Consider the following 25161-nt stretch of genomic DNA (forward strand, 5'->3'; position numbering starts at 1 on the left):
AGGTAACTCCATGTCTCGATGGGTGATCAGGGTCGCGAAGCTCGTGGCCGTCATCGCCTTCGCGCTGGCTCCCGCGCCGATGATCGCGAGCACCGCACACGCACACACCGGCGACTGCCCCATCGCCACACCCGAATGCACGGGCAACAGTCACTGGGCCTAATCGTCGGCTCGTGTCGGCTCCAGGGCGGCGAGGTTGTTCCTGACCTCCTCGAACTCGGCGGACTCGCTGTCGGTTGAGTAGGTCAGGGCCCGCGTCCAGACGTCCCGGGCGGACTCGAGGTCTCCGGACTGCATGAACGCCTGCCCCAGCAGGAACAGGGTGCGGAACTCCCACAGCCGGGCGTCGAGCTCCGAATAGATGTCACACGCGTCGAGCAGATGCGTGATGGCCTCGTCGGGCTGCCCACGCATGCGGAGCCGACCCAGCGCGAGCTGGATCCGGCCCTCCGCGAATCGCTCGTTGAGCCGCTGAGCGAGAGCCAGAGCTTCCTGCAAGTTGGCCGCCGCGTCCTCGCGGCGGTCCTGGTCCAGCTGGATCTCGCCCAGCGCCCGGAGCAGATATGCCTGCCCCACCTCGTCTCCCTGCCCCCGGACGAACTCGAGCGCGGTCAGGCAGGCCGCCTCCGCCTCTTCCAGGCGGCCCTGTACCCGCAGCGTCTCGCTCAGCCGGTTGAGTATCTGCGCCTGGCCGCGTTCGCTGCCCAGGTCCCTGAACAGCTCCAGAGCGCCGGTGAGAAGCTGCTCGGCGGGCTCGACCCGGCCACGTTCGAGTTCGATCTGGGCGATGCTGCCCAGCACGTGCCCCTCGGCGAACCGGTCACCCACCGCTGCGAAGATCTCCTTGGCCTGGCGGTAGTTGTCCAGTGCGACCTCGAACCTGCCCGCGATCCGATCGAGCAGCGAGGCGTTGCGCAGCACCAGCGCCCGCCCGTAGTCGTCACCCAACTGCTGGAACAGCCGCAACGCCGCGTCGAAGAGCTCCTGCGCTTTGGGGATGACCTGCTGGAACACGTACAGGCTGCCCAGCGAGTAAAGTACGGCCGCTTCGCCCCGTAGATCATTCCCTTTGCGCGCGGCTGCCAGCGCGGTCTCGTGCGTGGCCAGCCAGTCGTCAAAATAGCTACGCGCCTCGAACAGTGTGGTGGCGGCGATGGCCAGGTCCCAGCAGAGGTCGGGCATGTCGGTATGCGCGGCCTGGGAAATGGCGCTGATCAGGGCGTTACGCTCGGCCTCCAGCCAGTCGAGCGGCTTCTCCAGCAGCCGATCCATGTCCAGTGCCCGCCAGCGGGGCGCGGAGCTGTGCAGGTGGGTGAAGTCGCCGCCGTACCCGCGCCGGTGCGCCTCCTCGGCCAGCGCGAGCCAGCATCCCAGCGCACGCTCCAGCGCGTCGGTCCGGTCCTGATGGGACTCCTCCTCGTAGCCGCGTTCCCTGGCGTAGAGCCGGACAAGGTCATGGAAGCGGTAGCGGACCTGGTCGAGGCCGTCGATGGAGGCCACCTCCAGCAGCCGGGCGTCCACGAGCTGGTCTATCAGCCGGTCGGCGGTGAGCTCGTCGACCTCCAGAAGCGCGGCGCCGGTCCAGGAGGCGAAGTCGCGGGCCTCCAGCAGCCCGAGGCGGCGGAACAACTTGGCCGCCTCGGGTCCCAGATCCCGATAGCTCAGGGCGAAGGTCGCCCGTACGGTGAGCTGACCATAGCTCAGCTCGTCGAGTCGGCGCCGCTCGTCGGCGAGCCGGAGCGCAAGCTTGCCGGGGGTCCAGTCGGTCCGCGCGTTGAGCCTGGCGCCCACGATGCGCAGCGCAAGCGGTAAACCGTCGCACAGGGCGGCCAGGCGTAAGGCGTCACTCATCTGCACGGTAGCGGCGACGGCCTGGAGCAGCTCGGCGCTGTCGGCAGGGTTCAGCACCTCCAGGTGGACGACCCTGGCCCCGTCCAGCGCCGTCAGCTCTCCGAGCGGGTCCCGGCCGGTCACGATCACGCATGAGGTGCCCAGGCCGGGCAGCAGCGGCCGGACCTGGTCGATCGTCCGGGCGTTGTCCAGCAGGATCAGCATGCGCCGCTTGGCCAGCACGGTGCGCAGCAGACTCGCACGTTCGTCCTGATCGTCGGGGATGCGGTCGCCCGAGAGCCCAAGCGCCCGCAAGAAGCGGCCCATGACCGTGTGAGAGCTCAGCGGCTTGGCATCGGGGTCGAAGCCTCGCAGGTCCACATAGAGTTGCCCGTCAGGGAAACGAGCCGCGATCCGGTGCGCCCAGGTCACGGCGAATCCTGACTTGCCTACACCGCCGATGCCGGTGACCAGCGCGATGGTGAGCAGGCCCTGCCGCTGCCGCTCCTCCAACAAGGCGTCCAGGCTGGCGAACTCGTCGCTCCTGCCGACGAAGTAGGGCACGTCCGCGGGCAGTTGGGCGGGCACCGCCGCCTCATCGATCCCCTGGTAGGGGGCATCGTCGTAGACCTGGGCCGGTTCGCTGTCGCGCGGCACCACAGTCTCCTGCGTGAGCCCCTGCTGCGGCGTGATCACGAACTGGTCGAGTCCGGGATCATCGTTGAGTATGGTGACGTGCAGGGACTGCAGCTCGGCACTGGGTTCGATGCCCAGCACCTCGATCAACTGCAGGCGGCCCGTACGGTAGGTCTCCAGCGCGTCCGCCCTGCGTCCGCACCGGTACTGCGCCAGCATCAGCTGGGCGCGTAACTGCTCCCGGAGCGGATGGGCCCTCACCAGCTCCGCCAGGTCGTCGATCACCTCGCGGTGCCTGCCCAGGCTCAACTCGAGCTGGGCACTGTGCTCGGCCCAGGTCAGCCGTTTGTCCTCGAGCCTGCGCGCCTCGCTTTCGAGCAACGAGCTCTCGATGCCTTCCAGCACCGGGCCCTCCCACATGCCGCAGGCCATGCGCAACAGCTTCGCCGCGGTGACCAAGTCTCCCTGGTTCTCCGCGGTACGGGCGCGGCCGGCCAGGCGTTCGGCGGCAAGGAGGTCGACCTGTTCGGGGGCGGCGTGGAAGATGTACCCCGGAGGAGAGGTGCGGAGCAGGCTGGTGGAGTCGCCCGCGTCCGCGAAGATGCGCCGCAGGCCGGAGATGCAGATGACCACCTGACTGCGCGCAGTGGGCGGCGCGTACTCGCCCCAGATGGCCTCCACAAGCCGCTCCACAGGCACCGCCCGGTCCGATCGCAGGAGCAGCAGGGCGAGGATGATCCGCTGCCGCGAGCTCCTGATCTGGATCCGCTCCTCACCCGCCCGGATTTCCAGCGGCCCGAGAACCCGAAAAGACAGAACACTACTCATTGGGCGCTCCCTGAACTCACCGCGCGGCAGCCCGCGCGCTTCCGTTTCAGCCCGGCCCTCGGACGCCGCGGTGTCACGACCAGCTGGTACGCACGCGCGCGGTCACGAGGACGAGATGACGGTAACGATCCACCACATTCACCTTGCACGCCATCCCTGCTTGCCCATCGGCGACGGCCGGGGCCCTGCCCCTGCCTGACTCGGCCGTTGATGTTGTCGCAGTACGCCCCCAATGACGAGATCGGCCGTTCGGTATAGCGTTCTCTCCGCGCCGCACGCCCGCGAGGCGCTGATCAGGGCCGAGCGTCCACATTTCGGACACCAGAGCCCCAAACGCGATGCCCGAGAAATCATTTCCTTGGCCATAGGCCCCCGTATTGCTCAAAGGTGCGGGGAGATTCGGCCCCCAGACCGCTTCCGCATGGCCCTGAGGACTCCCAGGCGCTCGGCCACCTGGTCGGCGACGTCGCCCACGACCCATTCGCGCAGCTCCCTGGCGAGACCCTCACGCCGCGCCTCCTCCCTGACGGAGTCGCGCAGCACGTTCCTGGCGATCCTCAGCAGCTACGGCAGGGCGTTGCCGGGCACCTGGTCGAGCTTGCGCCAGGCGATGGCGAACGTCTCGCTCACCACCTCGTCGGCGACCTGCCGTCCAGCGCGGGCGACCACGTAGGCCCACACTCGCTGACGGCATTCGTCGTACATGGTGGTGAATCGTTCTCGCTCATCCGTCACCGCCTCAACTCCTCATGTCCCGGTGTTCGTGGACATGGAGAAGTGGTCCGAGACCCCTGAAAGTTACAGAGCCGCCCGACATTGCGCTTGCCGAAAATTACGTCCATAAAGGTCAAGCGGCATGTGAGTACTCTGGAGGACGCCGCCGAGCCGGTCTCGTCGGCGTATGTTCAGGTCGATGATTCGCCCGGGGTCTGTGATCGGATCCGGGGCGGGACGCAGCGGGGCTCCTTGGTTCAGGGCTTGGTGGGCTCGGTGCTGGTTGTAGAACCGTTCGTACTCGCGCAGGGCGTGCCGAAGATGGCGTTCGTTCCATACAAGGCAGCGGTCGAGAAGCTCGTGACGGCACGACTGCACCCACCGCTCCATGATCGAGTTCATCCGCGGCATCCGAATACCGGTGAGCACCATCTTGATGTCGGCCTCAGCGAGGACCTTGCCCATGAGCGCAGGGAACTTCCCATCCCTGTCCCGGATCAGAAAGCGCACCCGGCAGCCCGCATCCTCCAGATCCATCACCAGATTCTTGAACGCCTGGATGACCCAGTTTGCGCTCGGGTGAGCGGGGGTGCCGAGCACACGGACGCGCCTGGTGGCGTGCTCGATGACTGTCAGGATGTACTGGCGTTTCCCATTCAGGGTGACAGTCTCGATGACACCGCAGGCCAGTATGGCGTCGGCTTGCGAGCGCAGGAAGTCGGCCCACGTGGTGGACGCCCGCTCGGGCGCCGGATCAACACCTGCCTGCTTGAGGATCTCCCACACCGTCGATGCGGCGACCTTGATGCCGAGTGTGGTGAGCGCCCCGTGGATCCGCCGATATCCCCAAGCCGGATTCTCCCCAACCAGGCGCAGAACGAGGACACGGATGGAGCGGACCGTGGGTGGGCGCCCACGTCGCTTCGGCCGGCAGGTACGGGCATGACGACCTCTCATCAGATCGCGGTGCCAGCACAGGACGGTGTCCGGCCGGACGAGAAGCCGCAGCTGGCGCACAACCTCGCGGGGCAGCGAGGTCAGGAGAGCGGCGAGAAGGACCCGGTCCTCAGGTATATATCTCACTTTGGTGTCGGCGCCGAGTTGACGTTCAAGGACGGTGATCTGGTGACACAGGACGAGAATCTCCACGTCCTTGTCTCGATCGCTCATGGGCAGCAACCGCAGCGCGGCGAAGGTGTTCGTGACGGTGAGATAGGCCAGGCGAAGGAGCACGGCCGATCATCCTGCCGCACTGGGTTCCGTCTCCTGAACGGCCAGAGGGCGCGCTGCCGTAGGCGCGGTAGTCGCGCATCTCCGCCTGGTTCTCCGGCGTCAGGGCTGGCGTGCCAAACAAGTCGCAGACGACGAGCCGCTCTCCCGGCCGCAGGTAGCAAACGCCCACTCATCTGGGCGGATGTAATTATCGGCAGGCGCAGAGTTGACGAGATGGACCAGGCGTCCACGCCGCCAGCCTCCACGCCGCCGGCCTCCACGAGCCTGGAGGCCTGGATTCAGCGGGTCTTGCGGCTGGCCGGGGCCAGGCCTTCGACCACCACGCCTCCGCCGGGCCCTGCCCGCCTCGCCGACTCCGACGACCCGCCTCGCGCCTGTAGCGCGTCAAAACTCGCGCGTGCGGGCTGGACTGGGGTTTCTCGGCCCGAGTTATACGGCTCGGCGGTACTCGTTGATCGCTCCGCCGAGCACTTGTCGGTGCTCGATACGGCCTTCCAACGGCACAACCACCTGCTCGTTCCTGATGGGGCGGTCGTTGCCCACGCGCCTGTGCGGCCGATGCCCATTGTGATGATCGATGTACTCGTCCAGGACCGCGCGCAGATGCCGTTCACCGTAGATCAGCAGAGCACTCCGCTCGCGCCGTGCGGATCCTGCGCTCTGCATAGCAGTTCACCCTCGGCGTTCGTGACGGCGCTTCAGCACGGTGACGCCCGCGGCCGCGAAGACATCATCGAAGACACTGGTGAATTTGGCGTCCCGATCGCGGATGAGGAAGCGGAACGACGCCGCTCGCTCGCCAAGGTCGATCAGGAGCTTATGGGCCTGCTATGCGGTCCATGCGCCGGTCGGACGGGACGCCACCCCCAAGATGCGCACACGCCGCGTGCTGATCTCCATCACAGACAACACGTACACGCGCTTCGGAAAGATCGTGTCAACGTGGAAGAAGTCGCAGGCTACAAGTCCTTTGCGCTGATGGAACCGGCGGAGTGGGCCAGCTGTCCAGTGGCTGGCAGCCGGTGGCCCAGGCAGGGATGGTCTTCGGATACCACGCAACCACGCCCACACCCGCATCCGCGCCATCGGGCGAGCGAGCTCGAGACATGGAAGATCCTGACCCGCCTGCGCTGCCACCCCACACCGCACGACTACAAACGTTCACGCGGTCCTCGTTCTCAAACCGTCGAAGACGCCCGCGCCGCTCAGGATGAAAACGCTTAAGGACCCGGGGCGGCGGACGGTCTCGGCATGCGCATCGGTGTAGACGCGGTATCGGGCGGCCGTTCGGTCAGGGCGCAGCCGGCCCTTCTCCACGAGTAGCGCAACGCGCGCATGCTCTCGATCCCGCGTGGTCCGCCCGGACCTTCACATCAACGTCAACCTTTGCCTAAACTGTACGGCCGGGACGCCGACGTCCTCGAACGATGGGAGCACACGACTATGGGACAGGAGACCTCGCAAGCGCCCGTGACGGTGATCGGTCTGGGGCCGATGGGACGCGCCATAGCAGCGGCCTTCCTTGCCGCCGGTCACCCCACCACGGTGTGGAATCGGACCGCGGGCAAAGCCGATGAGCTTCTCGCGAGCGGCGCCACCTGGGCGGACAGCCCGCTGGCCGCGCTCGATGCGAGTGAAGTGGCCATCGTCTGCGTCATCGACGCGGACGCCGTCGACGCCATCCTTGACCGGGCAGTCGCCGAATCAGACCGTCGCGGACTGCCGAGCACCACGCTGGTCAACCTCACCTCCGAAGGACCGGAGCGCACCCGTGAGCTGGCCGCCCGGGCGGAGAAGCTGGGCCTGGCCTATCTCGACGGCTCGATCATGACTCCTGCGGCGGCCATCGGCACGGAGGCGACCCGCATCCTCTACAGCGGACCGGCCGAGCTCTTCGACCGCCACCGCGAGAAGCTGGCGGCGCTGGGAGGCACAGCCGTCCATCTCGGAGCCGACCCGGGAAGGGCGGCGAGCTTCGATGTCGCCCTGCTGAACCTGTTCTGGAGCTCGATCACCGGATTGATGCACTCCTTCGCACTCGCGGCGCGGCATCACGTACCGGCCACCGCACTGGCGTCCCACGCCCAGCAGATGGCGCAGCTTGTCGCCGACCTGATTCCCGGGCTGGCAACCGAGATCGACGCCGGCCGCTTCTCCGGGGAAGAGTCGTCGTCGCTGACCTCGATCGCCGCCAGCCTGGAACACATCGTCCACGCACTCGACCAGGCCGAGGTCTCCTCGGCCGTCACCCGAGCGGCCAAGGAGGTCATCGATGCCGCGGTGTCAGCCGGCCACGGAGATGACGCCCCGACCCGCCTTGCCGAGTTCCTCAGTCGCGACCGCATGGGCGAACGGGAGCCGGCATAACAGCCGATGCGGGCCAGGCACTGGTGACGAGACTCGACTTGGGCTCGGGGCAGTACGGCGGCGGCTGTCCGGCAACGCCGAGCGCAGGTCGCTGTTCTTCAGGATGGAAGCCTCGCCATTCATGGGCCCGCCGTAGCGGCATGCCCGCCCGCCTGTCGACGGTTTGCCCGCCTTGAGAGTCCCGACTCGCGCACGCAGGCGCGCGGAGGCTCTCGCAGCTCCCGCATCGCGTGGCCTCGCGTGACTATGGTGCGGGTGCACACGTGCACGGCCTGCCCTCCCTACATGCAGGCGCGAGGCCGTGCACGTGGCGTACGGTAGTGTCGGCCCGGAGCGAGCAGATTCGGGTACGCGCGCGAATCCCGAACGGATCCGCCGCCCGCCCGGCCTGCGGAGCCGCGACAGCCCGCGTGCACGACCATCACGAGCGCAGTCTGACCGATGTCCTGGTCGATGCACGCCGTGTGCTGGTGGTGGTGGTGCGGAGCGCATCGACATCCTGCCTGGCCGTACCGCCGATGTCCCGGAAGCCTGGTGGCGCACCCGTCCCGGGGTGCAGGTGGTGTGCCGGGACGGCTCAGGCGCCTATGCCGAGGCGATCCGCCACGCCCTCCCGGTTGATGACCGCTGGCACCTGCGGCGCAACTTCGATGAGGCCGTTATGAAGGAAGTCGCCGGGCAACAGGCCGGGTCGAAGCCGACCGCCTTCCCATCTCCCCACGCGGCCTTACCCGGGTCCCACTGAGCCAGCCCGACAACCTCAAAGACGAGCATCGCCGCTGCTCAACGAGCTCACCACCGCCTGTCCGGAGATGATCGGCCTGGCTGGGCTCGTCCGCGGCTTTGCCGACCAGCTCCGGCCGAGCGAGGGCAACGCCGACCGCCTCGACGCCTGGATCGCCACAGCCCGGGCCGCTGATCTGCCTCATCTGCACGCCCTCAACGGATCCGACGTGCATGTAAGCTTCCGCGATCTTAGAACCAATGTGCGTTCGAGGGCTCACGTGGCCAGACTTATTACTGACCGGCCGCTTATCTGAGAGGAAGTATGTGAAGCACCTGTTCCGTGGAGCGATCGGAGCGGCAGCCGTTGCGGCAGCCGTGCTGCTCGCCACCCCGGCGAACGCCGGGGCATCCATGACCGGATCACACATCTCGTACGCAGAGACGCACTGGTGCGGCGTAGGTGTGGACTATAGCGGATGTGTTAGTCAAAGGTCCGAGTTCAAGCGTTACTACCAGGTCTCAGAGATCAGATGGAGTTCCTGGGGGACCAGCTATTATTTTGAATTCTGGTGAGCGGTACTTGTTAGGAGACCACCCCTCGCTCTCTTGCGGGAGCGAGGGTTTTCCAGCTCCAGCAAGAACGGCAGCAAGGCAGATGCCGTGCGGTAGCTACAGGTGGCAGCGCGGTTGTAGGCGCTGCGTTCGGACTGGCTCGAGTCGACAACTTCGACGAGGCAGCCAAAGGTCGACGTGCTGCGCGACCTGCTTGGGGCTCCACTCGGCGATGAAGGACGGGCGGCCGTTGCCATTGGGGGAGACGCGTAGGCATGTGCGGTCTGAGGGGACAGTGCCTGCTACACCTGACCGGCGTGCTACGGGACCGACACGCGAACGTGGAGCCCGGGGCGACGGCTGACCCCGAGTCGGGCGTTACTCGCCTCACTCTGGTCCACGAGAAGCCGTACTACTCCGGCTGTGAGGATGGTGTCGTGCTGCTCCGGGTTGCGGTTTGTTGATTTCTGAGCCTTTCATCCTGGCAGTCGGCTATCCGCGCTGTTGCGCAGTGCTCTGTCGGCGACACGTACGAGCTTGTGACCTGTGGCGTCACAGCCGCTTTTTCGGCGCGTACGGACCTCCAAGGCAAGTCCCACGAGCTGCGCGAACGGAGGATGGAAAAGGCTCAGAGGAGGTTGTGGGGATGTTCCAGCGGGACAAGGGGCTCAAGCGTGACGGCATTCGATCTGGCTACCCTCGCACATCCAGCGTCGCCATCTTCTGAACAATGGCTTATCCCGAGAGTCAGGCTCGTGCCACCTCGCCGAGACCCCTGCCCGAAAGGTATCTCTCCGGTCATGGCGGGAATCCCGTCCATAAATGGCAAAATACTGCCAGTACATTCAAGCTATTACGTGTAGGTGTACCGACTTCGCTGAGCCCTCCCGTCCGAGTCAAGTAGGTCATTTCACCACTTAGCATGACTTCGAAGGAGTGTAATGTCAGAAGATTCATGGAATAATTGGGAGAGCGGATTTCAGCTGCCAACCTCGTGGCCGTCAGGAAAGGCCGATCTAATTGTAGATCGTAAGTTATTGAAGAAAATCGGCCATGAAATGTACGCAGACCTGAAACTCGCATCCAAGGCAGAGGACGATGAGTGGAGGGAATTGGAATGGCACGTACTCGGCCTTCATTCTAGTCCTACCTGGCGGACCATGGCGCATTTCGATGAAGCGGTATTTGATATAGCGAGGACGTCAAGATATAGATACGCGGAAGCTCATGGAGACTATGCCAGCATAGCTAGCATGATCGTTGCCAGCAGCGTTGACTACGACAGGACGGAGGGGATTATTGAAGCAAATCGACCGCGTCTAGAGAAGGCGATCAACGGCGTTCGACATGAGGTTTGGAAGACTCTTAGACCGGAAACTGAACCGGCGGACGTCTCCACGTACGACGCGCCCACGATCAAAGGCTTCTTCGACAACCTGGACCTAGGCCAAATGGCCCGACGGGGTGAGTTGTTTCACAATGTAGCCGCGGAACTGACCACGTTACAGGAGGTGTGTCAACAACGCGCATACGACCTGTCGAGCTCTTGGCATTCACCGGCGACCGAACATGCGCTTGAGGCGATGCGCAAGCTCTGCGCGACTATCCGAACTCTTGCGTACACAACGGGAGCCACCGGGAGCGCCGTTACCACACTCTACGAAGAACTGAAGGACTACAAGGAAAATTTCGAGGGCATTGTCAACCTCGATAAAACCGTAGCAGAATCGTTCAGCGACTGGTTCTTCGACATGGACGAAGATGATCGTGCCCGCAACCTCCTCCTCGACGCTAACGTCAGAGTAGTCACCGCGCATACCCTGCTTCCCTCAGAGATCGAGACGGTGCTTCCCAATGTTGTCGAAATCGACGTAGACTTAGACCGAATCGAAAATGGCGACGAGTCTTTCTGGGAGCATTGGGAGTGGTCGATGCAACGCCGTTGACCTGATCCGCGCATTCCGGGCTGACCCCCAGGTCAGCAGCGAGCACCGCGATCGTCGCGTCCGGGCCTGGACTCATACAACGCCACCGCGTCCTTCTTGAACTGCGGTGGATAATTCTTCATCCCTAACGGGACACTGAGCATTTTCAACCTGCTTGGCACCACCCGCTGACCAGGGTTGAGTCGCATTGGCGTGGCCTGGCTCATGCTGCGGCGGAGGGCAGGCCGCAGGTCAGTCGCCTCGTGCAGACTGGATGTCCTGGCTGAGCTGCGGCGATAGGTTGGAAAAGGCTCAACGCATCACGCGCGCCGTTTAAACCCTCGCTCCCGATCTGCTGGAAAAGGCGTCGGTCCTGACTTGGCCGCTACCTTGGTCATCGCGGCTGGCGACAATTACGAGCGGTTGCGCGATGAGGGCGTCTTTTGCCGCGCTATGCGCGCAAGTCCTGTCGAGGCATCATCGGGCAAGACCCATAGATGGCGCCTGAATCGCGGCGCGGTCGCAGGCTGATGCAGCCCAGTTTTGAGTCATCCTCACGCGTATGCGCGGGGACCAGCGCACCCGTGCTTATGTGATTCGCCGTACCGCGGAGGACCTGTCATCTGTGTTTGCTACACGGCCTGACGACACAATGCTTAATCAAACGTCCACAGTTGCTGCAAGCAAAAGGATGATCATTGCCGACGTACGGATCACGATTGCATGTACATCGGTGGGCAGGGTTCCTGCATGTCAAGCAGAGCGGAGGTCCACCGGCATCTCTCGGGCGTCTGCCTATATCCATCCTCTCGCCCCCCTTGGCGCCCATAGGCGGCTTACGGTAGCCGCCCGGACGTTCGAGTGCGGGAAGTCGGCCCTGAAGTAGGGCGTCGCTGGCGCGGCGGAGGTGGGGGGCGATCTTCTCCGTGAGGTATTTGAGGAGTTGGTGGGTGGTGGCGGTGTTGGCTACGCGGGTGGTGGCGACGGCTTGGGCGGCGGTGAGGGCGCCGGCGGGTCCGGCGGCGGCGCTGGCAGCCATGTGCTGGGCGAGCAAGGCCAGCCGGGTCAGGACGCCGGTTTTGGACAGGACGATGCCGCCGGCGGCGAGGCCAAGCAGGCCCACCACCCCGGCAGTGATCTGGAGGGCGTCGGCCGAGCCGCCATTCTCGCCAGAGCCGAAGCCTGTGTCGGTGCTGGGTTCTGGGCTGGTGGCGGTGTTGGTGGTGAGGGTGTTCCAATGCCGGGCGAAGGCGCCGAATTCCGCTCCGCCGGTGGCGGTGGCATATCGTGCTGCGGCGGTGTTGGTCTCGTGCACGTCGGGTGCTACCTGGTTCAGGAAGGTGTGAAGGTGTGTTGCCACGCTATTGGGGCCGGCCAGAGCATCCTCATCCCATAGGAATATTGCGCTGGCACCGCTCACCGAAGCGAGCCACGCAGACTCTTGGGGGAGCGTCATCGCCATTAGGAGCATACCTCTGCACTCGCGACCGTATCGACCTGCCGCACCACGTCCGCCGAACGGAACATGCCGACGGGGGTGGCATCGTGAGCGCGCTTCCTTTGCTCGGCCGCCTCCACCAACGTGTTCCTGAACTCATTCAACGCCGAACCCAGCTTTCCCTCCTTCCGCTCCCATCGGATCGCCACCCGCTAGGCCACGAAACAGCCGTTCTAGGGCTACACCGTAGACGGCAGGAGGCCGGAACGGCTGGCGCGTCACTGCACGTCGTGCGGCTACCACTGGAGCTGGCGGGCTGACGCTTGAAGGCCACGGGCCGACGCCCGGACGCCGTCGGGAGCAGCTCGTCGGGCGGGTGCTAATCGGACATGTCTTCCGCAGCATGTCGACCAGCTTCTCGGACTCGTCTCATCCTGGGCCGCTATGTCCCCGCGGCCTTAAAGACGCATCTTCTCTGCCTTGGCCGCGCGCTCCGCGGCGGACTGGTCGGCGGCCCGCGTGGTCGCCGCGCCCGCACGGGCTCGACCACCGCGCTCCTCCTCCATCGCTTCGGTGTCGATACGACAGTGGAGGGCAACCGGGACGGCCAGCGCAAGCAGCAGCACGGTCCCTCAAGCCGGTGAACCTATGTGGTCACCGCACTACTAGCTGGCGGAGTCGTAACGGAAATACCAATATCCGTACCGAAGTTCGCACTGCTCGATGCGGGTGTAGTAGCGCGAGTAGGTCCTGCGCTCGCTGTCGCAGCTTTCCCAGGTGTAGAAGGGGCCCACGGAACGCATCTCGGCGACCGTTATAACATCCTCGCCCTTCTTCGTGGTCTCAGCGGCGTAGGCCGTCTGCGTGCCCAACGAGAAGGCTGCAGCGGCGGTGATCGACATGATCACCATGGCAACGAACCTCATGTAACGCAATGCAACCCCTTTCAGTGGTTTCGCACCGAAGTCCTAGCTTGCCAACCTCTGAACTGGTTCGACCATGCTCACGGACTGCATGGCGGAATACGCGCGAAAGATGGCGCGATCAGGTCGCATTCGGCCTCGCTACCGATAGCTGATTGCTGTTAGTAGATATCACGTAACGGACAGTTAACCGCGATCGTGCGTAGTACCGGACCGGCTCTACGGGTTGCCGGTGGACGTGCTGGCGGGAGTTGGTCGCCGAGATCGGGCCGCTATGGGTCGCTCAACGGAAGGCCGAGCCGCCGGCCAGGCCTCGGCGGCGCCGGATCGGGGCAGGAGCCCGGCACAAGCTGGTCTTCGTTGATCGGCTTTTGGCCACGCTGGTCCACCTGCGCCATGGAGTCACTCACGATGTGCTTGGCTACTGGTTCGGCGTTGATCGCTCCACCATCACCCGTGCCATCGGGAAGACCCGCTCGCTGCCGGCTCAGCGCGAGTGCCGAATCGCCTCACGTCGTAGGCTTACCACGTTGGCCGAGGTGATTGACTACCTGGGCGACAGCGGCCGGAGCGCCATCTTGGACGCGACCGAGATCCGGGTGCGCCGCCCAGCCGCCGGCACCGCGGACCGTGCTCGCTTCATCGGGCAGAAGCCGGATCAACACGGGAGATCGTCACCACCATCGCTGGACTCTTGTCCGACCAGAAACCAGCATGAGAGAGTGCCTGACCGCACGCCACAGTGCCTCAGTCCGAACTATGCACGAGGTCGTTAGCGACTTGATACCGCACACGTCGGGTGTCATCGAGCGCGATACCGGTCTCCCTTACGTGGATGACGACCGGTATCTGCCGGGCGGCGCGGTCGGAAGACCCGCGCTCAGGCTTCGGCCTGGGCCGGCTGGCCAGTAGCGGGGACGTGGCGAAGTCTGGCGAGGGCGATGATGGCCGCCCCAGCGGCGATCGCGGCGGCGGTGACGGCAGCCAGGTTGAGGCCGCGGGTGAAGGCCTCGCGGGCGGGGGTGAGTAGTGCGTCGCCGAGGTCGTCGGGAAGTTGCTGGGCGGCGACGACCGCGCCGTCAATGCTGTCGCGGCTGGCGGTTGCGGCCTCGGGCGGCAGGCCCGTAGGCAGCGCGACGCCGGCCTGGGCGCGATAGACGGCGGCGCCGATGCTGCCGATGATCGCGATGCCGAGCGAGATGCCCAGGTCGCTGCAGGTAGTGGCGAGCCCGGAGGCAGCCCCGGCCTTGTGCGGGGGCACCGAGCCGACGATCAGGTTGGTGGTCAGCGCCATGGACGGCGCGACGGCCGGATAGAGCACCATGAAGCCGCTCACCAGCAGCGGCAGCCCGCCGCTCGCGTCGACCTGGGTGAGCATCAGGTAGCCGACCACCTGAACGGCCAACCCGGCCGCAATCAGATAGCCAGGGCGGATACGCCGGGCCAGGACGGGCGAGGCCGCGGAGACGACCACCAGCAGGGCCGCACCCGGCAACGCCCACAGCCCGGCCTGCAGGGGCGACAGGCCCTCGACCAACTGAAGGTATTGGGTGAACAGCAGATAGACGCCACCCAGCGCGGTGGCGGCGAGCAAGAACACCCGCAGGGCGCCGCTGACCATGCGATTGGCGAACAGCCGCACGTCCAGCAGCGGCTCGGGCAGGCGCAGCTGACGCACGACGAACCCGGCACCGAACGCCAGCCCGGCCGCGATGCCAGCCAACGCCGGTACGAGGGCGTCGGGCCTGGCCAGTTCCTTCACGCCGTAGACGATCGGCAGTAGGGTCGCCAGCGACAACCCCACGCTGAACAGGTCGGGGCGGCTGGCGGTCGGGTTGCGGGGGTTGGGCAACAGCAGCAGGGCGCCGATCGCCACAATCGCCATCACCGGTACGGCGACCAGGAAGGCGGCGCGCCAGGAGAATGCCTCCAGCAGCGCCCCGCCGATCACCGGTCCGAGCGCGGTGCCGACGGAGATGCCGCCCGACCAAACGCCGACCGCGATGCCGCGCTTGCGCGCGTCGGTGAACGTGGCAAAGATCAACCCGAGGGTGGCGGGCATCTGGGTGGCCGCGGCGATGCCGAGAACGGCCCGCCAGACGATCATCAAGGCTGGGTCTGAGGTGTTGGCGGCGATCAGCGAGACGACGGCGAAAACGGCCGCACCCGCGACCAGCAGCTTGCGATGGCCGATCCGATCGCCGAGCGTGCCCATGGTGACCAGCAGGCCGGCCATCAGAAAGCCGTAGATATCGATGATCCACAAAGTTTGGATGCTGCTCGGCTTCAGGTCCGCGGCCAGCTGGGGGATTGCCAGGAACCAGATGGTGAGCATCATGAACAGCAGCATGGCGGGCAGGACAAGCACGGCCAGCCCGAGCCAGGTCCTGGCCTCGGCGCGTGGGCCAAGATGCGTGGATGACGCCGATGACGACAAGGGGGTCCCTTTCATGGGCTGCGTTTGGCAGTGCGGCTATTTGCCGCGGTAAATATACCCCTACTGGGTATCCTCTCGAAGAGTTGCACCGCATGCTTGAGGGCATCGTCATCGACGCCACCGGCGTCCTCAACGACAAACTCCATCGCCCCCACCGGGCCCTCGGCGGCCAAGCCCCCTACGAACGCCTCGAGCGGAAGACCCAGGTCCTGGTGTAATCAAGATCCGGCAGATGTACACGTCCCACTGAGCCTGAAGACGGGAGACATAGCGGAGTTCCTCGTGGCGGGCGCTTACGCCTGGAGATTGCACTGTCCGGTATGAAACGCGCCCGTTAACGCTTGAAACAACGGAGTACAGGCTGGCATGCGCGCGTTCCACTCACCTAGCGCAAAACTGCCGATATTCGTCGGTTTCCAGCCAAGTCCGGTGCCCGGTGCCACAACGTACAGATGTGTCAGGATGCGCGGTAAATACGGCGCTACACTCTGGCCTCTGTTCTTGGCCCGTGAGGGCCAAGTTTCTAGCGATCATCGAACGGGGGCATCGTGGGACAACCGCCCTATCAGGATCCGTCCGGTTCATGGCAGGGGCACGGCACTCCTGGCCATTCTCAGTGGCGACCGCAAGGCGTGCCCGGGAGCCCCCGCCAGCCCTATCCGCCACCCCCGCACCGCTACGGCCTCCCGCCGGCAGGGCCACACCCTTCGCCTCCGCCGCCTCCGCCGCGTCCGCCGCGGCGCCGAAGGATGGGATGGCTGATGGCGCTGCTGATCGCCACGGGGCTCGTGGTGGTACTGGTCATCGCCGCCGACTTCGTGATTCTGCCGAACCTGCGTGGAGAGAGTGGTCCGGGCGTCACCGAAGATAGTTCCGCTGCCCCGACGACCGGGGATGAGGCCACCGCAGGCGGCCTCAAGTTGAAAACGATCCAGCGTGACGGCTTCGAAGCGCTGGAGGAGGAGGGAATCGCCGACCCGGCGCCGCTGGTCGAGACCGGTACGCCGCCCATCAGATACGCTGGCTCGCCCGTCATTTCAGCCTGCGCCTTGATGACGCTCGCCGACCTGAAGAAGCATGGCCTGTTGCTTCGCCCCAACCCCTTGACCGGATCGTACCGGCGCTCCACTTTTGACGGCCAGGGCGACGGACCCGTCGACAAGGACGACGACCTGTTCCTCCCAACGACACCGCCCAACAGTTGCGACTACTGGCTGTGGCCGAAGAGCAGGCTGACGATCGCAGTCTTCCAAGAGAGCTACACCAACGCCTCCGCCATGCAGTACGCCTTCAAAGACTTCGTCAACCGGCCGGCCATCGGTAAGGTCACGGTACGGCAGGAGAAGCAGGATACAAGCCCGGACGACGACGGTATCGACCATGTGAACTTCGCCCTTCGGTCCGGTAAGACGGTCGTGCAGGTGAATACGTCGCTGGAGCGAGGGCCTCGGCTCAAGCACGTTCAGCGAACGCTGCTGGAAACGATCGCCGGCAACCTGTCGAAGCGATCGATACGACCCGTAGGGGCTCCGTCGATCGCTTACCACAGCCCTCTGGTCACGGCCAAGCCGACGCTCGCCTGCGCCGTCTACAACGCCGGGGATTTCCGGAGATTGTTCCTCCGCCCGGCCGCGCCGTTCGCCCGAGAAGAGATCTCCAGCGCGGTCGGAAGGCTGGACTTCAGCATCGGTACAGGTATCCGCGATCCCAAGGAGTACGCCTACGTCCACACCATGTGCGAACGAGGCACCGGAAATCACTACTTCACCGACCGGCACAAGCTACGGGTGGAAGTCATCAGCTACATGGCCCCCGCCGCGGCGGAGCACTACCTTACCGTGGCCGGGCCCGTCGACGGCGGACGGCGGCTGAGCCGTTCCGTGGGCGATGGGTCCTATTGCGTGACCCGGCGCTATGCCTGGCCGGCGGGCGCGCTGGTGTTCCGGAAGGGACGTTTCGTGGTGATTCTGACGATGACCGATCCAGACGAGGGGCAGAACTACGATCCGGGTGCGCGCTGTACGCGCATGGCTCCGGTGGCAGCGCAAGTGGCCGACCGGCTGAAGTAACCGGCGCCACTGGACCAACGCCAGCAGGACTCATGAACGCTGGACCATCCAAGTTCTCGTGAGGCATGCTGGGCACCTGCTTGCCTCCACCAAGACGTGTCACTCGAACACCCCTCTTCGGGGGCGGAAGTGAGTAGCGCGGAAGTTTGAGAAACGGCGGCATCCTTCGGGGCGCCACCGTTTCTGCGTTGGACGTGTAGGAACGGGGCGAAGGGTTAGGATCGCCGGCGCTGACATCGGGCGTTCGGTGGTCTCGATGTAGAGGCATGTAAAAAACGCCCGGTTGAGCAGGCGTCGGGCTGCCGCGCGGGAGAGGCGCTCAGGTCACTATGCCACCGCCCAGGCCGCCGTCCGCGCGCGGAAAGGTCCAGCGCTGGGTCTTCGCCACCGCGACCGTGGCCTCGGTGCCGCTGGCAGGCCCGCTGGCCGCCCCCGCGCAGGAGACATGGGCATGGGAGTGGCGCCGTCCTGGCCACCGCACCGCTGGTGACGACCGGGCGCTGTCCAGGTGGCCGCCGGGTCCCTCGGCAGCATCTGCCGGCAAGACGTTCCTGAAGTCTTACGAGGAGGGCACGGAGTCCTGGTGCTGTTTGGCCTGAAGGCTGTACAGCTCGGCGTAGCGGCCGTTCAACGCCATAAGCGCATCATGGGTGCCGTGCTCGATGACCCTTCCGCGGTCCAGAACGTAGATGCGGTCCGCGCGCCGCACGGACGCCAGCCGGTGGGTGACCAGAATGACGGCCCTGCCGCCCTTGGCCAGGTCGCCGACCCGATCGAACACCTCGAGTTCCGCCCTGGGATCCAGCGCGGCCGTGGGCTCATCGAAGATCACCACGGACGCGTTGCGGTAATGGGCGCGAGCCAGCCCGATACGCTGCCACTGACCGCCGGACAGCATGGTGCCGCCTAGGAACTCCGGCGCCAGAAGCGTCTCCCAGCCCGCGTCCAGGCGGTCGACCACCTCGTCGGCCCGGCCGAAGGCGGCCGACTCACGCAGCGCGGCGGCATCCGGCCTGCGGGTCGAACGGCCGATCGTGACATTGACCCGGGCGGTGAACGGCCAGTGCACGAAATCCTGAGCCACCAGCGCCACATGGTCGAACAGGGTGGCCCGGTCCAGCTCGGCGGTGGTGCGGCCGTCCCACCACACCGCGCCGCGCTGCGGCATGTACAGGCCGGTCAGCAGCTTGGCCAGCGTCGTCTTGCCTGAGCCGTTCTCGCCGACAAGCGCGACGATCTCGCCGCGGCGGACCGTCATGTCGATGCCGGCGAGCGAGGGTTGCTCGTTGTTGGGGTAGGTAAACCACAGGTTCCGGGCGAAGATCTGGTCGGGCGGCTGGTCCAGCTTGATCGTGCCACCGCGGATCGCCTCCTGCTCGGCCCGGTCGCATGCCTGCTTCCAGTCCTGGACGAAGAGGCCTTGCTCATACAGGTCGTTCACGGCCGACACCAGCGCGGTCAAGTGTCCGGTGCCGGTGCGGATGGCGATGATGACCGTGCCCGCCACGGCTAGCGGCACCGCGCCGGAGGTGAGCAGCGCGCCCAGCACGCCGTACATGGCGAGCCGGGCCAGCCCGGCGACCCCGTCGGACATCAAGTTCGTTCGGGCCTCCAGCCCGGCCAGCCGGGCCTGCTCCGCCTCCGACAGCCGGGCCAGCCGCTGGTAGTGATGCAGCAGGAAACCGCCCGCCCGATGTGCCCGCACCTCCTCAGCCGGAGACGAGCCGATCAGCAGCTCGGACAGGGTTTCGAGCTGCCGCTGCAGCTCGGTCCACCGCTTCATCGACACGAACCGGGCCCGGGCCATCCGGACCGCGCCCCACGCCGACGGCACGGTCACCACCACCATGAGCGGCATCAGCAGCGGATGCAGGACGGTCAGCACGCCTGCGGCGGCGACCAGGCCGGTCAGCGCCTCCACCAGCGCGATGGCGTACGTGGTAACCATCCGGGCGGACAGCGCGCCACGGGCGGCGGCCGACATCAGGTTGCGGAACTCGGCGTTCTTGATGATCACCAGTTCCACGCGCACGGCCCGTTCGAGCAGCCGGACGGTCGCGGCCCGGTCGATGCGCGGGGCGAGCTTGCCGTTCACGGCGTCGCCCATCGAGGACAGCACGCTGCGCGCCACACCCGCGACGGCCACGCCGAGCAGGACGGGCAGCGCCTGCGTGAGCCGTTCCAGCGTGGGCGGCCCGGACAGCAGCAGCACCAGGACCGCGTTGGTGGCCAGCAGCACCGCTCCGGTAGCCGCGCCTGCCAGCAGCTTGGCGGTCACGGCCACAGGCAGCAGCAGGTGGCCGGCCTGCCACGCCAGGCCGAAGCTGATCCGCATCAGCCGCGGCAGCCGCGACAGCAGCGTCCAGAAGCCCAGGTCGGCGCCGGCCCCGTCGTGCTGCGCCCATCCGGCGGTCATCCGGATGCCGCTGCCGAACAGCGGATCCACCTCGGGGATGCGCACCTGGCCGTCGGAACGGTGCCGACCGGGCCGGGAGTTCGGCCGCAAACCCTCCACGCGTCTCGGCCTCCCAGTCAGGTCCAGCGGATGACACGACCAGAGGGAGATGGCGTCCCTCCGGTCGTTTCTTGCGGTCTTACCTCAGTCCGCGCAGAAGTACGTCTGGCAGGTGCACGACTGATAACAAGACGTACCCCCGCATTGTGTGCGGCACGACCACGAGACGCCGGTCGTGCACACGTAACCATTGCCTGATGCGTGGATAGTGGTGTCATGCTGCCCATCCGAGGGCACCACCTCCAGGTCCAGGTCGAACAGCAGATCCTCGTCGGACAGGGCTGTGGGCGGCATATCGCTCCTCATCGTCGATCGAACGGATCCTCGCCCCACCGATGCTGGGGCGACGCACGAATGGCCGCCTCCAGGCGGAGAGCGACCTGCTATCAGCATCCAGCAGTCCGCTCACGCGGTCGGTACGCGCCGCTTACGTGCCGATCACGCGGCTCGCCAGAGCGGCGACGAGGGTGGGACCGCTGGCTAGGGTGGCCGCGTTCCATCCACGATCAGGGAGTTCGCATGAACTACGAGCCGCGCTTCGCCGCCGCGGGCACCGCCCTGCTGCGTGTCCCGGCGGCGCCCGTCGCACACTCCGCCGGGGTCGGCGGGGACGGCGAGGACTTCCTGGCTGAGGCGTTGCACGACCAGTGGCTGCGCGAGGCCCTGGAGGTGTCCAGCGACTCGCTGGCCGGCACACTCGACCGGATCGAGGCCGGCCTCCCCGTCGAGGAGACCAAGCGGCGGCGCGCGACGCTGGCGACGGCCCGATACCTGCTGCGAATGACCGGCCGCCCCACCCCGTTCGGCCTGCTCGCCGGGGTGGCCCTCGCCGACTTCGGCGACACGGCCAAAGTCCGGATGGGCGAGGCCCACACCAAGGGCGTACGGCCAGACGCCGGCTGGCTCGCCGCGCTGCTCGCCGACTGGGAACGCGACCCGCGCGTCCGCAGGGAGTTGCGCGTGGTGGCAAACGACCTGTGCGTCGTGCGCGGCGACCGTTTGGTGCTGCCGTACGTGCGGCGCGGCAGCTCGGACAGCCCCGAGGGGAACGCGAAGGAGCTGTCGGTCCGCTACACCGAGCCGGTACGGCTGGCGCTGGAGTGGGCGGCGTGTCCCGTCCCGTACGCCGAGCTGCTCGACCGGCTGGCGGCGGCCTACTCCCGGGCGTCCGCGGACTCCGTCGAGACCATGCTCGGCCAGCTCGTGGAACGCGAGATCCTGCTCACCGACCTGCGGCCGCCGCTGAGCAGCGCCGACCCGCTGGCGTACGTGCTCGCCAAGGTCGCCGCCGTGGACGGCCTGGACGAGGTGGACCGGCTGCGCGAGATCGCCGCAGCGTTGGATCTGTATGCCGAGCACCCACCCGGCCAGGGTCGCTCCACCTGGCGCGCGGCCATCGGCGCGATGCGCGCGTTGCGGCCGTCGGACAAGCCACCAATCCACGTGGACCTGCGCTTCGACGCCGACGTGACGCTGCCAGGGAAGGTCGCCGAGGAGGCTGCGGCGGCGGCCGCGGCGTTGTTGCGGCTGTCTCCCGCCGAGACGGTCCCAGCGCATCTGAGGCAGTATCGCGAGGCGTTTCTCGAACGCTATGGCACCCAGCAGCTCGTGCCCTTCACCGAGCTCGTGGACCCTGAACGGGGTCTCGGCGTACCCGCCGGATACATGGTGCCGGAGAGTGAGCGCCAGGCGAAGCCCGTCCACGATCGCCGGGAGGCGCGCGACGCACTGCTCGCCGAGCTGGCCCTGCGGGCGTTGCTCGACGGCTCGGCCGAGGTCGTGCTGGACGACGCGACGGTGAAGCGGCTCGCCGGTGACAAGAAGCCCCTGATGCCCCCGCCGGAATCCGCTGAGCTGTGTGTGCACGTGCTCGCCGAATCGGCGAAGGACCTGGACGAAGGCCGATTCCGGCTCACGCTCGCCCCCGCGGTGGGTTCTTCGATGGCGGGGTCGGTGTACGGGCGCTTCGCGTACCTGTTCCCCGAGGGTGGCTATCCCATGGCCCCTGGACCCCAGGCACCGTCCGGCCACCCCGGACCGGTCCGGGCGCAGCTCGTCTTCCAGCCGGTGAATCCCCGCCTGGCCAACGTCGCCCAGGTGCCCGAGGTCTGCGAGCACATCCTCGCCGTGGGCGCATTCGCCGAGCGCTCCGATCCGCGCGTGCTCGGCGCCGGGGACCTCCTGGTGGGGGCCGACGACCACCGGTTGTTCCTGGTGTCGGCCGCGCACGGCCGCGAGCTTGTGGCGATCTCGCCGCACATGCTCAACACCACCTGGCTGAGCGCCAACGCGGTTCGCCTAATCCGGGAGATCGCCGACAGCGCCCAAGGCCACCTGCTCGGCTGGTCGTGGGGCACCGCCGCCGAGATGCTGCCCTGGCTGCCCACGGTCCGGTACGGCCGCACCGTGCTGGCACCGGCCCGGTGGCGGGTCGACGCGAGCCTCCGGGGCCGAGACCTGGACGACGACGCGTGGTCGGCCGGCCTCGACGCCTGGCGGGCGCGGTGGCGGGTGCCCGACCGAGTCCAGGTGACGATCGCGGACCACCGGGTGGAGCTCGACCTGACGGTACCGCTGCACCGCCGCCTGCTGCGGCACGAGCTGACCCGCCGCCACGACACCGTCGTCTGCGAGCCGCCAGGCACGGTCGCGGAGACAGGATGGTTGGACGGCCACGCCAACGAGCTCGTCGTTCCCCTCAGGCTCGCGACCCGTGCCGGCCGCGCCGCCAGGCACGTCCCGCGCGGCCTGGCGGTCCGCCCGCGGCACCTGCCGGGCGGCGAATGGCTCTACGCGAAGCTGTACAGCACCCGCGCCCGGCAGGACCAGCTCCTCAGCCGGCACCTGCCGCATCTGGTCGCCGACCTGCCCGGCTCCGTGGACCGCTGGTTCTTCATCCGCTACGCGGACCCAGACCCGCACCTGCGGCTGCGCTTTCACGGGGATCCCGCCGAACTGAACGCCCGCCTGCTGCCCGCCCTGCGCGAGTGGGCCGAGACGCTGTGCCACGACGGGCTGGCCGCGCGGCTGGTGCTCGACGCGTACGAACCCGAGGTCGCCAGGTACGGCGGCGCCGCCACCATAGAGGCCGCCGAACGGCTCTTCGCCGCCGACAGCGCAGCGGTCCTGGCCCAGCTCCGCCTGCGCGAGCGCGACCTGACGATCGACACCGAGCTGCTGGTCGCCGCCAACTACGCCGACATCCTGCGCGGCCTGGGCGACGCCGACTGGCAAGAGTGGCTGCTGTCCCGGATGCCCCGCGGCGACCAGCACGCCGCCTTCCAGGCGGTGCGCCGAAACGCGATCAAGCTCATCGACCCGGACGGCGACTGGCCAGAACTGGCCTCCCTGCCGGGGGGTGCCGAGCTACTGGAGACCTGGCGAGCCCGGCGGCCCGCTCTGGCCGCCTACGGGAACACCGTCCGTGAGGCGGAGGCTGGAAACCGGCTCAGCGGCTCCCGCTTCACGGTGGTCACCAGCCTGCTGCACATGCACCACAACCGGCTCGTCGGCATCCGACCCGCCGCCGAGCGGCGGACGCTGGCCATCCTGCGCGGCGTCGTCGAAGCGCACCTGTCACGGAAGAGATACATGGCATGACCCCCACCGAGACCGCCGCCCCGCCGCACGGCGAGCAGGACACCGGCACACGCGCCAAGGCCGCCGCGGTCGTGGCCGACCTCGCCGACCGGCTCGCCGACCCCCGATCCGTCGCCGAGCGGGCGGCCGCCCCGGACAACACACGCCCGCTGTCGGACGGGACGCGTCTGCCGGTCTGGCACCCGGTGTCCATCACGGACGGCTACCCGGCCCTGGCCCTGCTCTACGCCGAGCTGGCACACACCGACGCCGCCTACCGCAAGGTCGCGCACGGGCATCTGAGGCAGGCCGCAGCAGAAGCGGCCCAGACGCAGACCGCTGGTCTGTACGTCGGCCCCTTCGCCCTCGCCTTCGCCGCCTCGCGCGCGGTGCGCCGCCCCGGCGAGTACGCATCGGTCCTCACCCGGCTCGACGAGCGCGCCGCCACCTGGGTCCCGGATTGGCTGCGCCCCGAACGGGAGCGCATCGAGGCCGGCCGGGCCGGCACCGACTTCATGACTTACGACGTCGTCACCGGCGTGACCGGCGTGGGACGTCACCTCCTCGACCGGGACGGTGAGCACGCCCGCTCGGCCCTGGCGGAGATCCTCGCTTACCTCGTCGCGTTGACCAGGCCGCTTGCGGGAGCGCACGCGGCGCTGCCGGGCTGGTGGGTGCGGCACGCGCCGGACGGCCAGATGGTGGACGGGTACGAGGGCCACGGCAATCTCGGGCTCGCCCACGGCATTGCGGGACCGCTGGCGCTGCTGGCTCTGGCCTGGCACGCGGGCGTGCGCGTACCAGGTCAGGACGAGGCCATGGCGAGCATCGCCGACTGGCTACTCGACTGGCATCGCGCTGACGAGGGCGGCGCGTACTGGCCCCCCTGGCTGGAACGCCAGGAGTTCGACACCCGCCCCGCCGAGCTGCCGCGCGGCCGCTCCGGCTGGTGCTACGGCGTGCCGGGCACAGCGCGGGCCCTGCAACTGGCCGGCATGGCGCTGGACCGGACGGACTGGCGTGACTTCGCCGTAGAGGCGCTGCGCGGCACGCTGACCCTGACAGACAAGCGACACGGGGCCGAAGATGCGGGCCTGTGCCACGGGTGGGCGGGCCTGCTGCACCTGACGCGGCTGGTGGCCCGAGACTCGGGCGACGCCGAGCTGGCCGACGCCGCCACCCGGCTCGCGCAACGGACCCTCGACCTGTACGACCCGGAGGCACCGTTCGGTTTCCGAGCCGCCACTCTGGTCCACCACGAGACCATTGACACGCCGGGCTTCCTGGAGGGCGCCGCGGGCATCGCTCTGGCGCTGCACGCCTTCGCGGAGGACAAGCCGACAGCGAGTGGCTGGGACGCGGCGCTGCTCGTGCGGTGAAGTGACATCG

The 25161-nt window shown here is 67.2% G+C and carries 19 protein-coding genes and 2 pseudogenes; 12 read left to right on the plus strand and 9 right to left on the minus strand.

The window, feature by feature from the left end; genetic code table 11:
- Positions 1-10: 10 nt before the first annotated feature.
- Entirely contained in the window at positions 11-163 is a 153-nt protein-coding gene (locus ABFX50_RS44010; protein ID WP_346155390.1) for a hypothetical protein, read from the plus strand.
- On the opposite strand, the gene ABFX50_RS44015 is transcribed toward ABFX50_RS44010, so the two are convergent.
- The 4 genes from ABFX50_RS44015 to ABFX50_RS44030 form a co-directional block, all read right to left on the minus strand.
- Entirely contained in the window at positions 160-3294 is a 3135-nt protein-coding gene (locus tag ABFX50_RS44015; RefSeq protein WP_346155392.1) for an AfsR/SARP family transcriptional regulator, read from the minus strand. The two genes, ABFX50_RS44010 and ABFX50_RS44015, sit on opposite strands and share 4 nt — an antisense overlap.
- Before the next feature lie 381 nt (positions 3295-3675).
- Complete coding sequence (locus ABFX50_RS44020; RefSeq protein ID WP_346155395.1) at positions 3676-3837, minus strand: hypothetical protein; 162 nt, start codon at positions 3835-3837, stop codon at positions 3676-3678.
- Between the two features lie 21 nt (positions 3838-3858).
- Positions 3859-4029, minus strand: a complete 171-nt coding sequence (locus ABFX50_RS44025; RefSeq protein WP_346155396.1) for an RNA polymerase sigma factor — start codon at positions 4027-4029, stop codon at positions 3859-3861.
- A 63-nt stretch (positions 4030-4092) separates the two neighbouring features.
- Entirely contained in the window at positions 4093-5241 is a 1149-nt protein-coding gene (locus ABFX50_RS44030; RefSeq protein WP_346155398.1) for an integrase core domain-containing protein, read from the minus strand.
- A gap of 471 nt (positions 5242-5712) precedes the next feature.
- Between ABFX50_RS44030 and ABFX50_RS44035 the strand changes: the two genes are divergently transcribed.
- The 5 genes and pseudogenes from ABFX50_RS44035 to ABFX50_RS51575 all read left to right on the plus strand — a co-directional run.
- On the plus strand, positions 5713-6465 hold the full coding sequence (locus ABFX50_RS44035; protein WP_346155400.1) for a hypothetical protein: 753 nt from the start codon (positions 5713-5715) through the stop codon (positions 6463-6465).
- 111 nt (positions 6466-6576) lie between these two features.
- The gene (locus tag ABFX50_RS44040; RefSeq protein WP_346155403.1) at positions 6577-7608 is read left to right on the plus strand and encodes an NAD(P)-dependent oxidoreductase; all 1032 of its coding nucleotides are present in this window, start codon (positions 6577-6579) and stop codon (positions 7606-7608) included.
- A 484-nt stretch (positions 7609-8092) separates the two neighbouring features.
- Positions 8093-8546 (plus strand): annotated as a pseudogene (locus tag ABFX50_RS51570) (transposase); the annotation flags it as partial.
- Between the two features lie 1593 nt (positions 8547-10139).
- The gene (locus ABFX50_RS44050) at positions 10140-10832 is read left to right on the plus strand and encodes a hypothetical protein (RefSeq protein WP_346155405.1); all 693 of its coding nucleotides are present in this window, start codon (positions 10140-10142) and stop codon (positions 10830-10832) included.
- 351 nt (positions 10833-11183) lie between these two features.
- Positions 11184-11342 (plus strand): annotated as a pseudogene (locus tag ABFX50_RS51575) (transposase); the annotation flags it as partial.
- Between the two features lie 88 nt (positions 11343-11430).
- Here the strand turns inward: ABFX50_RS51575 and ABFX50_RS44055 are convergent.
- The 3 genes from ABFX50_RS44055 to ABFX50_RS44065 form a co-directional block, all read right to left on the minus strand.
- Positions 11431-12273 (minus strand): hypothetical protein, encoded by an 843-nt coding sequence (locus ABFX50_RS44055; RefSeq protein WP_346155407.1) that lies wholly within the window; start codon positions 12271-12273, stop codon positions 11431-11433.
- 434 nt (positions 12274-12707) lie between these two features.
- A complete protein-coding gene (locus ABFX50_RS44060; protein WP_346155410.1) occupies positions 12708-12875 on the minus strand; it encodes a hypothetical protein in 168 nt (55 codons plus the stop codon).
- A 39-nt stretch (positions 12876-12914) separates the two neighbouring features.
- Complete coding sequence (locus ABFX50_RS44065; protein WP_346155412.1) at positions 12915-13175, minus strand: hypothetical protein; 261 nt, start codon at positions 13173-13175, stop codon at positions 12915-12917.
- 248 nt (positions 13176-13423) lie between these two features.
- On the opposite strand from ABFX50_RS44065, the gene ABFX50_RS44070 reads away from it, so the two are divergent.
- Positions 13424-13948 (plus strand): helix-turn-helix domain-containing protein, encoded by a 525-nt coding sequence (locus tag ABFX50_RS44070; RefSeq protein WP_346155414.1) that lies wholly within the window; start codon positions 13424-13426, stop codon positions 13946-13948.
- A 104-nt stretch (positions 13949-14052) separates the two neighbouring features.
- On the opposite strand, the gene ABFX50_RS44075 is transcribed toward ABFX50_RS44070, so the two are convergent.
- The gene (locus tag ABFX50_RS44075; protein WP_346155417.1) at positions 14053-15522 is read right to left on the minus strand and encodes an MFS transporter; all 1470 of its coding nucleotides are present in this window, start codon (positions 15520-15522) and stop codon (positions 14053-14055) included.
- A gap of 179 nt (positions 15523-15701) precedes the next feature.
- Between ABFX50_RS44075 and ABFX50_RS44080 the strand changes: the two genes are divergently transcribed.
- From ABFX50_RS44080 to ABFX50_RS44090, 3 genes are all read left to right on the plus strand, one after another.
- A complete protein-coding gene (locus ABFX50_RS44080) occupies positions 15702-15827 on the plus strand; it encodes a hypothetical protein (protein ID WP_346155420.1) in 126 nt (41 codons plus the stop codon).
- Between the two features lie 543 nt (positions 15828-16370).
- The gene (locus ABFX50_RS44085) at positions 16371-17678 is read left to right on the plus strand and encodes a hypothetical protein (RefSeq protein ID WP_346155421.1); all 1308 of its coding nucleotides are present in this window, start codon (positions 16371-16373) and stop codon (positions 17676-17678) included.
- Positions 17679-18007: 329 nt separating this feature from the next.
- The gene (locus ABFX50_RS44090) at positions 18008-18277 is read left to right on the plus strand and encodes a hypothetical protein (protein ID WP_346155424.1); all 270 of its coding nucleotides are present in this window, start codon (positions 18008-18010) and stop codon (positions 18275-18277) included.
- Here the strand turns inward: ABFX50_RS44090 and ABFX50_RS44095 are convergent.
- On the minus strand, positions 18238-20193 hold the full coding sequence (locus ABFX50_RS44095; protein ID WP_346155427.1) for an ABC transporter ATP-binding protein: 1956 nt from the start codon (positions 20191-20193) through the stop codon (positions 18238-18240). The two genes, ABFX50_RS44090 and ABFX50_RS44095, sit on opposite strands and share 40 nt — an antisense overlap.
- 519 nt (positions 20194-20712) lie before the next feature.
- Here ABFX50_RS44095 and ABFX50_RS44100 point away from each other — a divergent pair.
- The gene (locus ABFX50_RS44100) at positions 20713-23793 is read left to right on the plus strand and encodes a lantibiotic dehydratase (protein ID WP_346155429.1); all 3081 of its coding nucleotides are present in this window, start codon (positions 20713-20715) and stop codon (positions 23791-23793) included.
- Entirely contained in the window at positions 23790-25151 is a 1362-nt protein-coding gene (locus ABFX50_RS44105; RefSeq protein ID WP_346155431.1) for a lanthionine synthetase C family protein, read from the plus strand. The genes ABFX50_RS44100 and ABFX50_RS44105 overlap by 4 nt, the downstream gene beginning before the upstream one ends.
- Positions 25152-25161: the final 10 nt, after the last annotated feature.

Source organism: Nonomuraea recticatena (assembly GCF_039533245.1).
GTDB lineage: Bacteria > Actinomycetota > Actinomycetes > Streptosporangiales > Streptosporangiaceae > Nonomuraea > Nonomuraea roseola.

Bases quoted from the DNA above. Each gene is read 5' to 3' on its own strand.
- ABFX50_RS44050 (WP_346155405.1), top strand. From the start codon at position 10,140: ATGATCGTTGCCAGCAGCGTTGACTACGACAGGACGGAGGGGATTATT.
- ABFX50_RS44090 (WP_346155424.1), top strand. From the start codon at position 18,008: ATGCCACCGCCCAGGCCGCCGTCCGCGCGCGGAAAGGTCCAGCGCTGG.
- ABFX50_RS44015 (WP_346155392.1), bottom strand. From the start codon at position 3,294: ATGAGTAGTGTTCTGTCTTTTCGGGTTCTCGGGCCGCTGGAAATCCGG.
- ABFX50_RS44010 (WP_346155390.1), top strand. From the start codon at position 11: ATGTCTCGATGGGTGATCAGGGTCGCGAAGCTCGTGGCCGTCATCGCC.
- ABFX50_RS44085 (WP_346155421.1), top strand. From the start codon at position 16,371: ATGGCGCTGCTGATCGCCACGGGGCTCGTGGTGGTACTGGTCATCGCC.
- ABFX50_RS44100 (WP_346155429.1), top strand. From the start codon at position 20,713: ATGAACTACGAGCCGCGCTTCGCCGCCGCGGGCACCGCCCTGCTGCGT.
- ABFX50_RS44075 (WP_346155417.1), bottom strand. From the start codon at position 15,522: ATGCTGCTGTTCATGATGCTCACCATCTGGTTCCTGGCAATCCCCCAG.
- ABFX50_RS44055 (WP_346155407.1), bottom strand. From the start codon at position 12,273: ATGGCGATGACGCTCCCCCAAGAGTCTGCGTGGCTCGCTTCGGTGAGC.
- ABFX50_RS44040 (WP_346155403.1), top strand. From the start codon at position 6,577: ATGCTCTCGATCCCGCGTGGTCCGCCCGGACCTTCACATCAACGTCAA.
- ABFX50_RS44105 (WP_346155431.1), top strand. From the start codon at position 23,790: ATGACCCCCACCGAGACCGCCGCCCCGCCGCACGGCGAGCAGGACACC.
- ABFX50_RS44065 (WP_346155412.1), bottom strand. From the start codon at position 13,175: ATGAGGTTCGTTGCCATGGTGATCATGTCGATCACCGCCGCTGCAGCC.
- ABFX50_RS44080 (WP_346155420.1), top strand. From the start codon at position 15,702: ATGCTTGAGGGCATCGTCATCGACGCCACCGGCGTCCTCAACGACAAA.